Consider the following 15348-nt stretch of genomic DNA (forward strand, 5'->3'; position numbering starts at 1 on the left):
AAAATTGCTTTTTTTCGGCTTAATAACAAAGATATTCCCCTCTTAATTTCCGAAGTTATAGCGTAGCGTAAATCCTGATCTTATCGTGGTCTGTGGGAACGCCGTTGATATGGCATAGGTCGCAAAAGAATGGTCATAATAGAAAATAGCGGTTAGGTTTTTGCTAAGCGCATAATCAGCCTTAAGGGACAAACCATAAATATCCTGACCTGCGGTGGTCTGATTGTTATCTATATCAAGATAGCGCACAATCGTCTCATTTTGCCGTAGTGAAAGGTCCGCTTTTATATTCAGGTCACTTTTTAAAATTGCCTTTTTACCACCTATTCGGGTTGCAAAGGTAATATCCTTCACCCGGTAGCCCAGTCCTACAATATATTCATTGCCCTGTATCTCGGTCATTAAATTATTATCAAAACTTAGGGAAAGCGCACGGTCTTTACGGAGCTCGGCAAGTACTTTAAGCGAATTTCGCATTTCAAAATCCAAACGTATAAGCGGTGAAAATTGTTCTACAAGGTTCATATTTGAGAACAATGTGGGGGTCAGGAAATTGCCAGACTGGTTAAACTGCGCATCATCTGGAGTGGTATTTAGGTTCCTATCGTATTTCAGGTTTGTGGTAAACTGGTTTACGGTATACCCGGAACGATAGCCATGATTTACTGAAAAGCGCTTGAACATTTTCTTGAACCATTCAATATTCATCAAGCCCGTGTACTTGATGTTCCAGTTAGGCAATGGAAAACTGCGGAAAGCACCCAGGTCCACACTTTCTGCATTTCCCACTGTATATGCCGAAAGAAAAGCAGGAATAAGAACTGCCTGGCTGGTCTGCCCATATCCTATAGGATAGCCATTTTCATCACGCGGGATTTCTGCACCTTCTCCATAAAATTGTGTTGCAAGCCGGTTTGCCACCGTTAGGCGGTTTTCCCTGAACTTGTCAAAGGTTTCTGAAAGCTCCGCCGTACTTTGCGCAAATGCGGAACCTATCATTAATGTCGAAATGCTAAAGTTTCCATTTGTTACGCCGGTAAGACTTTCATAAGCGAGACTTTCTGGATCCACACGGTAGTTCTCATTGTAGGTTTCCTGATAAATACGGTTGAAATTAACGTCTATGGTAAGTTCAGGTATAAATTCTGCTTGTGCCTGTATATCCAGTTGACGGTTTTCTACTTCTCGATATTGCTGGTTGAATTCCTGATAAAGCGTCAACCAACCCTGTCTTGCGGCGTAATCACGTACTTCAGACTGACTTCCAAAAACAAATCCTGTAGTGGGTTTTACGGTCCCCACAAAGCCTACACCGGGCAAATACCCTGGCAAATAGGTGCCATTATTTTGTTGATAGTTCACCTGTATACGCTTAACCCCTGTCAATAATCCTATTGCAGAATTTTTAACCTTGTCACCACCGCTAAGGGTTGAGGGATTCTGATCCGTGTTCTGTGCGTTGTTATCTTCATTATCAGGATCGCTATTTCCCAGCGTAGGTACCGCCCTGCTCCTTGCTCCTTTGGAAACGCCCACACCGCCGCCGGCTTTCTTTTTCTCCAGCCCCACACTTTTGTAAAGCTTATCCAGGTTCATCGTTCCATTTATGGCATGTGTATTGGCATTTTCCACCGTATTTCCCAGATTTGGAATGTTTTCTAAAGTCTGGAATTGCAGCGAACCACGGTTCCATTCAAAATCTGCGGTATACGAATAGGTTGCGTTTACAAAATCCAGAAAAGGGACTTTGCTAAAAGGAATATCATAATTGGCCTGCAAGGTCTGAAAATGCCTGTCTGGCGTACCTACTTCAAAAATACCCTGATAAACACCACCGGCATCATCATCTATACTTCCATCAAAATCAAGATAATTACGTACTATCCTGTTTTGCCCCTGGTCAAAATTGACTCGAAACGATTGCGTTATTGGGTAGTTTACGGTAAACTGCCTATCAAAGATATAGTTGCGCTGGTAAAATTCTGGTAAAATGGAATTGTTGCCCAGCGATACATATACATCCCTGAATTTTTGCTGGTTATATTGTCGGTTGATGTTCGTGGTATAACTGATGCTTGCCGGAAGATAATTAATATTAAAATCCTTGAGTAACTGCCAGTATTTATTCATGAATATGGAGTCATTCTTTTTAAACGGCTCCAGTGGTTTTGGGGTAAAGCTGTAATTATAGGTCGCACCTAAGCGTACGCTCTGGTTTGTTGCGCCTTCTATTTCAAAATCCTTATAATCCTCCTGATTGTGACTGTAGGCAAAGGTTAGGTTTTCCACATCATAGACATGGGGTTTGGCCTCGCCGGTGCGTTCTTTGCGCACACCTATGAAATTTATGCTCTGGCGGCGGGTACGCGCAATGGCCGCATCTTCTATACTGTCCCTTGCGGCAGAAGTAACTGCGGCTTCTAGGGTATTATCAAGTTCTACATCGGTAAGAAGAGGGTCATACTGTGGGGTCACCACTTCTGCACCAGAGGCGTAGTTAAAGGGGACTTTTACGCCCCATTCTTGAGGCAGGAGCTGACCCAGATTGACATTGGTCACCACATCATACGATTTAATATCTTCCCGGCTTCGGGCATTAGGACCTTCTTCAATGGCACCAAAACCGGTAGTTGTCTGCCTTCCTGTTGCTGAAACCGTTGCAAAATCGGCCAGGTTTGCGTCCAGATTCAATATTCCGGCCCAGCCGCCTTGGTTTTTGAGACCAGAAATGCGTAGCTCATTGAACCATACTTCACCGCAAACATCCCTGCCGCCAGAACGGTTACCGTTTTTAAGTCCCAACATGATCGTACGCACATCGCCAAAACTGGGATTCCCTTTGATACCAACCCGAATAACCCCCGTTTGATAAGGTGTGTTTTCTGGATTGAGTATCTGCGTACCATTTTCATCAAAATAAATAAGGTCGTCGCCGGTGAGATTTATACCGCCGCCAAAAAGTTGGGCTTTTATATCCTGCAATAATTCAAAAGGCACACTGAGCCTATTTTCTTCTGGCCAGATTGCATCCTCATTATTCGCGCCAAATGCGGTGGGACTCAACGGAAGTTCGATCTGATAGAAATTTTCGGTAAGGTCTGTCCCCATTCTTACAAACGCGACCATTTCATTGGGGACTAATGGTATTTCATTTATGCGGGATTCTGCATGCAGAAACATTTCCATCTTCTCATACTGCCGCATATCAAGACGGAAATTTTTATAAACAGCCCGGCTATCCTGCGCTTCCAGATCGCAAACGGTCATAGAAAGTGACTGTTCGTTTTGCCGAATATTGTTGTTGTTGTTGTTCAGGAACTCTTCCCTATAAACACCGGGAGGCAGTACATAGGGAATGGGGCTTCTGTTTTCGTTCTCCTGTATGCTTACCGCAGCAACTTCAAACAACGTGTTGCTTTGAGCAGGATCAGCTTCATCAGGATCAAGGGACAACTGGTACCTACGGTAATCGCCACGTACCAGATCCAGGGTACCAAAGCGCAATACGGTATTCTGCTGAAAATCTGTCATCAGCATTCGCATAAATCGAATGGACCTAAAATCTGAGATTCCCCCTACTGCATTCGTAGGCTGATTGATGGGTACTTTAAATTGATACCAGCGTACCGGCAAGGTGCTACCATTTTGTAATTCTACCTCTATATTACGCTCATCTACGATAAATTCATTATCAATATTGAGGCTTTCCCGGTTGATGTCAAGTTCATACTCAAAATAACTATCTACCGTGTTCATGGTATAATCCCGGTTGATATCTTCCACATCAGGAAACGTGGTAGAACCTCTGTTGTTCTGCCCCACTTCTACGGGAGAATTGCCTTCAACCCCATTATATTGCTTATAACGCTCTAAAATTCCGCCTTCAGCGGCAAGAAAATATTCGTAGTTATCGCCAGAAGGATCTTCCAGATCAGCAAAGCCGGTGAACATCTCCCGTTCCTGCACATCTGTAAGACCATCGTAGCCCACATCCTGATTGAGACGTTGCTGCCCTTCGGTATCAAAAGCATAAATAAGTGCCTGACTCACGGGTACTTTACCAAAAGAGGTGGACGAGGTGTTTTCAAAACCTGCATCCTGTGGCAAACCATTTTCATACTGCTTGCGGCCATCTTTGAGTATATCTTCAGAAATATTACCTAGATTTAAGGTAAGCGTACCGCCGGGATTATTTGCATTTTCCGGGTAAATGAAAGGATCCATGAGCCAGAATTCAACAAACTCCACATTAGACTGTTCAAAATCTGTTGAAGTGAACGAACGCATAATCCCTCCAAAATTATCTTCGGGATTGTCCAATATACCATCCTGCGCATCATCACTAAAATTATATGGGCCACGTTCTGTAGGATAATAGGCAAGATCAAGGGTAAATAGCGCCAGACTGGTTCCTGCTACCCTGTCCTGCTGCGGGAAAATTTCATTGTAAAGCACCCTGCGCGAGGCATAATTGGACAAATCTGAATCGTTTATACCATCTGGCCTGCTAGAATTATAAAAAATGGGATCAATTGTGTACCACGCCAATTTTGCCCTTCTAAAATTAGATTCCAACTGATCATTAACCAGATCACCACCGTAACCTACCGGCACGGAGGATAAATACCACTGTAATGGCGAACTGATATCTATGGATGTTTGCGCACCTTCAAAATCATCTATATAGGACGTCGCCTCCCCATCAAAATCAGTTCCTTTAGGCTGACCGGGCAACAGATAAGCAAATTCCCCACGCACCGAAACATTAGAGGCCACATCAGTATCAATATTGGGTAATTTATTAACCAGACGGGTAAGAAAAGGGACTTCTGTGGAATAATTACCGTTTATGCCGAAAATCGTATTGTTTATAGGCTCGTAACTATACGTTGCCTTTTGGGTAATGGGACGTTCGTTAAGGTTGATAAACGTACCGCCCAGTAAAAAGTTTTCATTAAACTGATGTTCAACATTCAATCCTGTAAAACGTTTGGTCTGTTGACCAAAAAGTGTATTATTTTCGGTAGAAACCTGAATGGGCGTGTTAGAACCAAGCAGTGCCTCGTCAAGGATTATTACCCTGCCGCGCTGATAATCCACTGTATAATCAAGCCCCTCTTGAAGTACACGACCCCCGGCAGTTACGGTTACAGATCCCTGCGGAACGTTGAAACCGCCTATGGGAATACCTTCATCCTGACTGGATTTATATTTTCCTTTTAACTGAAATTTATTCTTTTCGGCATTGTCCCTTGCAACAGTTTTAGTGGATTTATAAAGGGATTTATACACATATTTGACCTGGTTTGCATTATACGTTTCCAGCTCGGCATCGCTGGCATCCATATTATCATCATAAACCTCTCCCGCGCCATTACGCAGTTTGTTGAACAAATATTCCCCAAAAGGTTCTACGGAAGTGAATATAATGCTCCCATTACGCACATTCACGGTAAGTCCCGGTACAAAGTCAAAAAACCCATCGCCGCCTGTTTGAGGATCACCGAAGGTGGTCAAACGATCCAGGTTAAAAACGTTGAGCAACGGAGTATCTGCGACATCGGCAGGTAACGCAGGCCCATTTGTAGCAGGGTTAATATAGTTTATGGGCGAAGGCTGCGTATATACAATATTCAAACGAAAACCATCCTGCTCCAGCTGACCGCCACCCAAATTGTAGATGTTTTTCATCATCAAATCCCAGATAGGCTCATTTACGGTCGTTATATTGCTCTTAAGCATTTTTACCACCAGTGCCTGTGGCGCCCCTCCTTGCGGTCCCACGGGGTCTGGGGTATCCTCATTAGGGTTATCTATGACATTTGCTGTGGCATCTACGCCATCATTGGCAAGTTCTCCTACCTGATAGACCTGGCCATTAGCCGTAAATTGATAGGCGACACCAAGTATTTCATCATTACTTAAACGCTGGTTCAGGGATATATAGCCCAGGGTAGGCTCCAGCGTGTATTCGCTGGGAGAAAGTTTTCTGGCACTTTCAAGCAAAGCGTAATCTGTACCGTCTGAAACGGGAACACCCCCAAAACCCTGTCCTACCGTGGCGGCATCTCGAATGGCGGCATTAAGGACACTTTGCTCGTTACCTTCAATGCCCAGCGGGTTGAAATCGTTGTTATCATTCTCTGGATAACTGCCAGGGGGATTGTTGAGGAAGCCACCGGGTATCGCGGCAAGTCCTATATTATCTGGATCTGATTCCCCAAGGTCCTGAAGCGCAACCACGGTACGGGTATTTTCAAACGTCTGGCTCCTGTTAGTAACCCAGACTTCGAGGCGCGTGATCTGTACGTTAGAAGCATTAAAGGGATAATTGGCCAAATTGCGATCGTATTGATCCCGAAAGTAGTGCGACAGGAAATAGTGCCGGTTTTCATCATAATCAAGCGCAAAAACTTCAAAATCCTGAATGGTACCGCCACCTTCTGCAGTTACAGAATTGGTCTGGCTTTGCTGTTCCGAAAATACTCCGGTAACGGTAGTTTTACCAAATTGAAGCTGTGTTTTTACACCAAAAAGACTTTGTGAGCCCTGAATCAATGCGCTGTTAAGCGGCATACTTACATTACCAACTTCGATTTTCTGAATAATATCATCTTCTGTGGGGGTATACTCCAGTTTGATTTGATTCTGAAAATCAAAGGTTGATTCTGTGTCATAGTTGGCATTTACCTGTAAGCGCTGGCCCACTTTACCCAGAAGGCTCAAACTGATGCGCTGATCAAAGTCAAAGCTAAAGTTGCTTCGGTTTCTGGGAGAAAAGCTGGGATTATCCTGTTTTGTAAAAAGTGCACCAATATCAAGTTCCACCGAACCCTGTGGTATAAATTCTATCGTATTTCCTCCAAAAATGCTCTCAAAAAGGCCAGAATTGACGTAAAAATTGGGCAACAGGCTTTTTTGGGCTTCCTGTCCTGCTTCGGTACGGCCATCTACGGCAGCAATTTTCTCCTGAAAATAATCACGCATTCGCTCCTGGCGTATACGTTCAATAAATTCTTCCCGCGTGAGATATTGAGGATAGTTGATATTGTACGTACCCAGATTTTCAGTATAAATATAACGTTCTGTAAGCGGGTCGTAAGTGTATTTTGAAATAATGCTCCCGGGATCCTTTAATTGCAAACGTCCCATATAATAGCCAGATGCCGTAGAATCTTGTGGGATCGTATCATTCTGGCCAAACATATCTGCGCCACAGGCAAAAATGCTCAGCAGGAAAAAATACCGCGATAAATGATTGAAAGATAATGTTGTACCCAAAGGAATTACAAGTTTTTTAGTGCTTGTTTGATAATAGTCTCCACCCCTGCGCCAGGATCCTCACGCACAATTTTAGCACATACTTTTTCTGCTTGTTTCCGTGCAAAACCCAGTGTCTCTAAAGCAGATAACGCCTCTTCTTTATTTGTATTGCTCGCCGGTTGTGAAACATCGTCAATATCATAGACTTTTAATATTTTATCCTTAAGATCTAAAATAATGCGTTGTGCGGTTTTCGCACCTATACCTTTTACTGATTGTATAACAGGAACATCGCCGGTGGCAATGGCATGTTTAAGCTCCTCTGGATTTAAGGAGGACAACATGGTTCGCGCAGTACTTGTTCCCACACCAGAAACAGATATGAGCAATTTAAAAATTTCACGTTCTGACTTATGCATAAAACCATACAAGGTTTGCGCATCTTCCTTAACATGCATGTAGGTAAACAACTGTATTTTTTCGCCCTCGGGAAGTAACGAATAGGTGTGCAGTGAAACGTTAACGGAATAACCTACGCCATTACATTCAATGACAACGTCTGTAGGGTTTTTCTCCACCAGTTTACCGTTCAAGTGTGTGATCATATGTTAAGAAAAAGTTAGCGCCTCAAATGTACTAAATTTATTTGCTCTTCAAATTTGAAAGCTTCATAAAGGTTCTTATAAACAGGATTTAAAAAGTCTCAATTTCTTTTCTCGAAAACCTATAGCAAACTACAATTTGCTATGCATCAAACCCTTAACGGAACTATTTTTTAATCTACAGGAGTTCCTAAAAAATCAAAAGGCGTTAATATATTTCAAAAATGGATGAATTCTTTGTTAAAAAAACTCATCCTTCCCTTAAACCAGATAGATTTACTGCCAACTTATTTTTAAACAATTAAATAAATCAAATTATGTCTAAGATAAAAAGAATATTAAGCGGTGCTTTTGTATTTGCTGCCATGAGTAGCATGCCTGCTTTTTCTCAAATGGAGGCCACACCACAATTAGATCAAAGTGAAACCGAAATTTCTGATGAAGAATTACAGAAATTTGCCAACGCTTACAAACAAATGCAAGTCATGGGACAACAGGCCCAGCAGAAAATGGTTCAAAGCGTTGAGGAAGAAGGAATGGAAATTGAGCGATTCAATGAAATTCACCAGGCTTCAATGGATGCAGATGCCGAAAGTGATGCTAGCGATGATGAAAAAGCAACGCACAAAAAGATAGTTACTAAGCTAGATACCATGCAAAAGGATTTTCAGGATAAACTGACCAAGGTTGTTGAAAATCAGGATTTGGATATTGAACGTTATCAAATGATTGCAACTGCCCTACAAACAGATACTGAACTGCAACAGCGTCTTCAGAAAATGTTGCAATAAGCCTTAAAACAGCATACAAATCGATCTAAAGCGACTAAAAATCGGGCATTTTGCCCGATTTTTTTATGCCTTTTGATTAAATTCCTGTTATGGTAAAACTGTCGAATTTGAGAAAAGTAGATAGTATGTAAAGCAAAAAAAATGATTCACAAACTTAGATATCAAAGTGTTCTATTTTAAAAACCAGCAATTTACATCTTAAAATGACCGATTTATAGCATTTTACCCCTCCTTTTCATCGTTTTCTACAGCTTTTTCTTTTTTGAGATCATCTACAATAGCCTGAAGCTGTTCCTTCTTAAAAACCATCGTTCTATGTGGGAAGGGAATCTCAATACCTTCCTTATCAAAACGTTTTTTAATACTTTCCAGAAGTTCGCACCTCATCACAAAAGCCTCCGGAAAGTTCATTGCCCAGGCCCAGGCGCGCAAATCGACAGATGATTCTCCAAGCCCTGTAACCCTAACGAGCACCTTGGGTACTTCATTATGCAGATCAAGTTCGCTTCTGTTATCAATCAGATTGGGATGTTGCTCACACTCTTCCCGCATTATATGTTTGGCAAGATCTACGTCGCTATCATAGGAAATCCCTATTTCTATCCATTCGCAGCACCGCCGGTCGCCCAGATCGTAATTAACAAGTTTTTCTTTGTTAATGATAGCATTTGGGATCACGATCATCTTATTTTCATAATTGCGGAGTACGGTATGCCTGAGGGTAATATCTGTAACCGTGCCCACCATCGTATCTGTGATCTTGATCACGTCACCGGTTCTAAAGGGTTTGAAGAAAATGATAAACAGACCGCCCACGAGATTTGCCAGCGCTTCCTGAGATGCCACACCTGCTACTACCGCGATAAGTCCCGCACCTCCCAGTGCAGTCTGGGCAATGCCTCGCAAGGAGGGAAATGCAAGAATAGCCAATAAAATACCTACAAAATATACCGCAAAAACAGCCAGATACCTTAAAAACCGATAACTTGTCGTATCATCATTCAATGCGGTTTTCTTCGCTATGGCTCGTTTGAACCACATGCGAACCAGTGAAGCGACCACCAGTGTGATGACCGCTACCATACCCAGGTAGAAAACGATCTCAAAATTTTTCTGAGCGCGTTTGTAGCTCTCTTCATCAATAACTATAAAGGCAAGTGCCATTATACCCAGCACAATCCATAAGGCGTTGAGTATTCTTTTTATTAGGTGAATGGGGGCAATATCCTCCCCCTGATATTTAAGTGCCGATTTACGTTCGATGAATTTATACAAATAGTACGTGGCGATACGCAAAATGCATACAATCCCCACGACACATAGGGCATAGATAATCGTACCTTTATTCAGTTCCCAGAATTCCTGCATCACTTAATCGTGTTTTTTATATCTTTTACCAGTTCGCAATACTATAGATAATCAACGAATTTTCGGCTTAAAATTGTCCCGAAGAAAAAATAGGGATCGAGCTAATAATTGCTTGGCTTTGATTTGAGTGAAAGTACTGCTCCATCCGCTAGCGCCTTATGGTTTTAATTGAATCTTCTATACCGAAGAACTAAAAGAACGCTACGGAAATATTTGTTTCTACTTGAGAGGATGCTTCATTCCTGCAATAAATTTCAAGGGTATCGTTTAAAATTCCATTCAACTTTGCCTTATTAACTAGCAGTATTCACGCTTTTTCTAAGGGGATATAATAACGTTAAATAGGCATATTTTACCAGTTTAAACCCGTATTTTGAGTTCATACAAAAATTAAACATATGAAAATTGTACTCACTGGATCACTTGGACATATAAGCCACCAGATAGCGGAAAAGTTGGTTAAAGATCACGATGTAACCATAATTAGCAGTTCTGAAGATCGGAAAAAAGAAATTGAGGACCTGGGCGCAACGGCAGCTATAGGCTCTTTAAAAGATGCTGAATTCTTAACGGAAGCTTTCAGCAAAGCTGATGCCGTCTATTGTATGGTACCCCCTAATCATTTTACCGAACCCAATATTCTGCTCTTTTACCGTAAAGTGGGGAGCAATTATTGCGAGGCTATACAGCGCGCAGGCGTAAAACGTGTGGTGCATTTAAGCAGTATAGGCGCTCACCTGGATAAAGGTACCGGACCCATACTTGGTTCGCATGCCCTGGAGCAAATGTTTGATCAGGTACCTGATATAGTACTCACGCACATGCGACCCACTTCCTTTTACTATAACCTCAACAGTTTTAAAGAGACCATAAAAGAGCATAACGCGATCTTTGCAAATTATGGCGAGGATAAGGTACCTATGGCTTCTACCGAGGATATTGCAAACGCAATTGCCGAAGAACTTGTCAAGATGGAAGATGTGCCAACATACAGATATGTTTCAAGCGATGAGCGCAACGGGGACGAAATAGCAGACGTACTGGGCAAAGCTATAGGAAAACCAGATTTGAAATGGAAGATTATAAGTGATGAAGAAATGCAACAGGGAATGCAGGCCAGTGGTATGCCAGAACATATTGCCATGAGCCTGGTAGATCTCTATGCAAGTATACGTTCAGGTAAGCTTGCCGAAGAATACGAGCGCCAAAAGCCACAGGAAATGGGCAAAGTAAAACTAGAGGATTTTGCTAAAGCATTTGCCAAGGATTTCTAAAAGCCATTTTTGCTCTAAAAACACCAAAAATCTGCTGAAATGGCGGATTTTTGGTGTTTTTAATGATTTTCGAAAACCTCTTCGGGTTCAAATTTTTCAGAAAATAACTGCAATTAATAATTGGAATCCTTTAATCCATACGTTTCATTAAGACCAAATATAATAAGGAGCAGGCACTAACCAATATAATAGTAGTATGGCTATCAAACTACAAAGTATTACGATGGTATAGAATTTTCGGTTGCTCATAAGGCTGGAATTCCAATTTCCCGATGGAGACAATTTCCAATAAATTTTCAAAGTTAAACAGAAACCAACTTTAAGTACGTAATATACCAAATATCTGTTAATTACAAACAACTACATCGATTGATCATTTGTAAATTAGAGTTTTTGTTTAATCCGTTAAATTTTGTTTTTGCTATTTGAAAAGAAGTTTAAGTTTTGACGTCAATCTATATTTCAAATAATAAATATTGCAGTCCCGGAATACTTTAAATCAGTTTCCATTAATTAAATAAATAACCGCTTTCTCATTTGAAAATGTTTGTCTCCCATCCTTAAAACCAGCAAGTGGCTGCGCAACGGTGCGTAAGACTTCAATTGCGCTTTTAGCCTCCAGTATGACCAGATTAGCATGTGCACCTATTTTGATTTTGGACGGCCTCATCCAGCGTTCCTTCTTCAATGGAACACCGGTCGAGAATACAGGCTTTATTAAGGGGGATATGACTTTCATAAAACCCGGAACAGATAAACTGACCGCAGGCGTCGTAGGTATTTTTCGCTTCCGCGGAAGCGTCAGTATGTATACTGATACTGTCAATTTTGCCCTTTAAAATGCCAATATTTACTGGTTTTTCACCATTTTCAAGGTGTGCATTTTTTATAATCAAATCTAACATAGCGATTTGAAATTATTATAATTTATACGGTTTGTTTTCTAAAAATCAGATGTACAAGTCCAATGAGCGCCGTAAGGATTATCCCCAGGCCCGCAACGCCGTGCCAACCAAAATGTTCATAAGCATTAGCCCCCAGGACAGTCCCTAAACCACCGCCCACGAAAAAGCCCACCATATAAATGGTATTTACCCGGTTGCGTGCTTCAGGGTTTTTTGAAAAAACAATGTTTTGGTTCGTAATGTGAAGCGCCTGAAAACCCAGGTCTACCACGATAATCCCTATGATTAACCCAATGATTGAAGTAGCCGAAAAGTAGAAAATCCCCCAGGAAACGATCATCAACACAACGGCATAAAAGATAAGTTTGTTCTTGCTTACCTTATCGCTCATTTTGCCCACAACCGCAGCCGCAATGGCGCCTACTACACCAAAAAGGCCAAACGCCCCAGCAACATCACTGCCATAGCCAAAGGAATCTTCCAGAAGAAAAACCAGGGTGGTCCAGAAAGCGCTCAGACCAGCAAAACCCAGGCCACCGCGCAGCGCAGCCAGTCGTACCGAAGGTTCGGTCTTGAAGTAATATCCTATGGATTTCAACAAACTGCCGTAGCTTCCCTTATAATCCGGCCCTAGTTTTGGAAGCTTGTATTGCAGAAGAATATACAGCAGCACCATCAAAGCAGTTGCTGCATAATACATAAAACGCCAACCAAACTGCTCCCCTACCAGACCGCTGATGACCCGGCTTCCTAAAATACCTACAAGCAAACCGCTCATGACGATACCTATCGCCCTGCCCCTGTTTTCATCACTTGCCAGTTGTGCCGCCATGGGAACGAACAATTGAGGGATCGCCGATGAAAAACCAATGAAAAAACTGCTAAGGATCAACAAGAAAATTGAATTTGAAACCGCTGCAGCCACAAGGGAAATGATCATCAATAAAAAATCGTATTTCAGGATTTTCTTGTTGGCCATCATATCACCCAGCGGTACGATAAACAACAGGCCAAAAGCATAACCCATCTGCGTGGCCAGCGCTACATTGCTCACCGTCGCCTGACTCACTTCAAAATCAACCGCCATTTGATGCAACAACGGCTGGTTGTAATATAAGTTGGCAACCACAAGTCCGGCAGAAATACTCATTAAGTAAAGTACAGGATTGCTAAGCTGATTTTTCATTTTGTAATGTCTGCGGCCAGCGATAGACCATTAATTTTGAAAACGATTTTCTTAGTAAACTAGTGGGAAACAACCTTAAGCCCCACTATGGAAATAATAAGGGAAGTAAGAAAAAACAAACGCCAAAATGTAGCGGGCTCCTTAAATATATAGATACCGATGATCACCGTACCCACAGCGCCAATACCCGTCCACACCGCATACGCCGTACCTATGGGAAGTTCTTTACTTACTTTGAGCAACAGAAGCATGCTAATAGCCGCACATATGAAAAAACCGATATACCAGTATGTTGAAATTATGCCCACGCTTTCTTTAGCCTTACCTAGACAGCCAGCAAAGGCCACCTCAAAAAGGCCGGCAATGATAAGTAGAATCCAGTTCATTGAAAAAGATGTGCTTTTAAACTTATAATATGAAATCAAGGCTAATCGTTTCCGTCAAAAAGAGGAGACGGATTTTGTTTTCATAAGCAAATATAAAGCACTGATAAGGTTAAAACCTTAAACGTATCGAACCTTTTATAACGCCGATAGAAAAATAGAGCTAAAGCCGTAATATAGTCTTTTATATAGACAAACTATTTTTGTGTATTTATATGATCAAGTGGTACGTATCTATGGCGTGTACGCAATGCCCATCAATCCATAATAAACTTGAATCCTACAGCAATGATATCAGCTTTAAACTTTGAATTACGCGCGTAGCGGTTGTATTTAAGGTCAATACTTTTAAGGCCCAGTTCCCAAATATGGATTTTGGTAAAAATATCTGTATAAGTGGCTCCAAAACCGTATTGATTAGCATTAAAATTAGAAAGATCATAGTCTGAAGTATAAAATGCTTCGGTAGACAAATGACTTTCGTATCCTGCAAAATAATCTGAAGCCGTCTGGGTATAATAGCGATAGGATGGATAAATGGTAAATTTAGGTGCGACTTTTATAGGAACTTCCAGACTTGCCGTGTGGGAGCGTATGCCCCAATCATCAGTATAATAGCGATAATAGCTTCTCAGGACAAAAAGTTCATTAATGTAATAATTAAGCCTACCGCCCACTGCTATTTTAAAGCGGGTATCCGGTAAAAGTTCTATAGCATCAGCAAGCTGAAAATTTTCTATAAATGAATTTTCAATATCCTGAAAATAAACCCGCTGAAAGGGTGTGGAAAGCAATCCTTCCTGATGCACTAGATCAAGCTCTAGTGCTCCCTGTAATTTTTTCGATAGGATCTGTGAAAAGGTTAAACCCAAAGCATAAGTATTACGCGATTTGGTCTGAAACTCATCAAAACGAGGCTGATAATTAGCATTCCCCAGTATCTTATAGTTACTAAACAACGCATTTGCAAGACCATTTTGCCCTTGTGCAAAGGGACGTAGCTCTATGGGATAAATAGGTTTCCAGCTATCAAGAAAAATATTTCCTTTAACACTCAGCTCCGTATTTTTTTCATTGAATAAATGGGTATAATTCCCTCCAAAACCCACTGAAAAGTAGTCGTATTCATTAGAAAGCGAAACATTTGCAGACCAGATCTTATCCCGGTCATCTGAACTGTGGCTATATGATACATTTACATTAGTCCATACATCACTTGAAGAGGCACCCGAAGACGACACAAACGGATCTGCAGGACCATTTCCATCAAAGGGATCAATATTACTTGAAGAGGCTGAAGTATAGGCAGAAATGTTCGCATCTATACTCAAAACGTCATCAGCATTGAGCGGTATGGAAACAACAATACTGGGAGCGACATCTGTCAATTCCTCTGTGCCGCGGCCACCGGTAACAGCGGCACTGTTACCGCTCTGCGAGTAATAACTCGCCAACAGGTCTACTTCGGTGTTTTCTAAAACCCGTCTTTTATAAGTGCTTGTAGAATCCTGGGCTTGCGAATAAGTATTAATTCCGCCACTAAGACAAATCAAAAGCAAAAAGTATTTATTCATAT

At 41.6% G+C, this 15348-nt stretch carries 9 protein-coding genes; 2 read left to right on the forward strand and 7 right to left on the reverse strand.

Going from position 1 to position 15348, the window contains the following annotated elements:
* Positions 1-42: 42 nt before the first annotated feature.
* On the reverse strand, positions 43-7206 hold the full coding sequence (sprA, locus tag P162_RS06170) for a cell surface protein SprA (protein WP_081868461.1): 7164 nt from the start codon (positions 7204-7206) through the stop codon (positions 43-45).
* An 80-nt stretch (positions 7207-7286) separates the two neighbouring features.
* A complete protein-coding gene (ruvA, locus tag P162_RS06175) occupies positions 7287-7868 on the reverse strand; it encodes a Holliday junction branch migration protein RuvA (protein ID WP_031426378.1) in 582 nt (193 codons plus the stop codon).
* Between the two features lie 314 nt (positions 7869-8182).
* Between ruvA and P162_RS06180 the strand changes: the two genes are divergently transcribed.
* The gene (locus P162_RS06180; RefSeq protein ID WP_035916897.1) at positions 8183-8656 is read left to right on the forward strand and encodes a DUF4168 domain-containing protein; all 474 of its coding nucleotides are present in this window, start codon (positions 8183-8185) and stop codon (positions 8654-8656) included.
* Between the two features lie 222 nt (positions 8657-8878).
* Here P162_RS06180 and P162_RS06185 read toward each other — a convergent pair whose 3' ends face one another.
* A complete protein-coding gene (locus P162_RS06185; RefSeq protein WP_031426380.1) occupies positions 8879-10024 on the reverse strand; it encodes a mechanosensitive ion channel family protein in 1146 nt (381 codons plus the stop codon).
* A 398-nt stretch (positions 10025-10422) separates the two neighbouring features.
* On the opposite strand from P162_RS06185, the gene P162_RS06190 reads away from it, so the two are divergent.
* Complete coding sequence (locus P162_RS06190) at positions 10423-11298, forward strand: NAD(P)H-binding protein (protein WP_031426381.1); 876 nt, start codon at positions 10423-10425, stop codon at positions 11296-11298.
* Between the two features lie 499 nt (positions 11299-11797).
* On the opposite strand, the gene P162_RS17670 is transcribed toward P162_RS06190, so the two are convergent.
* From P162_RS17670 to P162_RS06210, 4 genes are all read right to left on the reverse strand, one after another.
* Positions 11798-12037 carry a hypothetical protein gene (locus P162_RS17670; protein ID WP_164076223.1) on the reverse strand — a complete coding sequence of 80 codons (240 nt, stop codon included), beginning with the start codon at positions 12035-12037 and terminating at the stop codon, positions 11798-11800.
* A 188-nt stretch (positions 12038-12225) separates the two neighbouring features.
* Positions 12226-13389: an MFS transporter gene (locus tag P162_RS06200; RefSeq protein ID WP_031426383.1), complete on the reverse strand. Its 1164-nt coding sequence runs from the start codon at positions 13387-13389 to the stop codon at positions 12226-12228.
* Between the two features lie 59 nt (positions 13390-13448).
* Positions 13449-13775, reverse strand: coding sequence for a DMT family transporter (locus tag P162_RS06205; RefSeq protein WP_031426384.1), 327 nt, complete (start codon positions 13773-13775; stop codon positions 13449-13451).
* Between the two features lie 254 nt (positions 13776-14029).
* Positions 14030-15346 carry a DUF3570 domain-containing protein gene (locus P162_RS06210; protein ID WP_031426385.1) on the reverse strand — a complete coding sequence of 439 codons (1317 nt, stop codon included), beginning with the start codon at positions 15344-15346 and terminating at the stop codon, positions 14030-14032.
* Positions 15347-15348 lie beyond the last annotated feature (2 nt).

This window comes from Flavimarina sp. Hel_I_48 (assembly GCF_000733945.1).
Classification (GTDB): domain Bacteria; phylum Bacteroidota; class Bacteroidia; order Flavobacteriales; family Flavobacteriaceae; genus Leeuwenhoekiella.

What these genes read in the sequence shown, in the direction of transcription:
- P162_RS06185 (WP_031426380.1), bottom strand. Translation starts at nt 10,024, where the DNA reads ATGCAGGAATTCTGGGAACTGAATAAAGGTACGATTATCTATGCCCTA.
- P162_RS06210 (WP_031426385.1), bottom strand. Translation starts at nt 15,346, where the DNA reads ATGAATAAATACTTTTTGCTTTTGATTTGTCTTAGTGGCGGAATTAAT.
- P162_RS06205 (WP_031426384.1), bottom strand. Translation starts at nt 13,775, where the DNA reads ATGAACTGGATTCTACTTATCATTGCCGGCCTTTTTGAGGTGGCCTTT.
- ruvA (WP_031426378.1), bottom strand. Translation starts at nt 7,868, where the DNA reads ATGATCACACACTTGAACGGTAAACTGGTGGAGAAAAACCCTACAGAC.
- P162_RS17670 (WP_164076223.1), bottom strand. Translation starts at nt 12,037, where the DNA reads ATGAAAGTCATATCCCCCTTAATAAAGCCTGTATTCTCGACCGGTGTT.
- P162_RS06180 (WP_035916897.1), top strand. Translation starts at nt 8,183, where the DNA reads ATGTCTAAGATAAAAAGAATATTAAGCGGTGCTTTTGTATTTGCTGCC.
- sprA (WP_081868461.1), bottom strand. Translation starts at nt 7,206, where the DNA reads ATGTTTGGCCAGAATGATACGATCCCACAAGATTCTACGGCATCTGGC.
- P162_RS06190 (WP_031426381.1), top strand. Translation starts at nt 10,423, where the DNA reads ATGAAAATTGTACTCACTGGATCACTTGGACATATAAGCCACCAGATA.
- P162_RS06200 (WP_031426383.1), bottom strand. Translation starts at nt 13,389, where the DNA reads ATGAAAAATCAGCTTAGCAATCCTGTACTTTACTTAATGAGTATTTCT.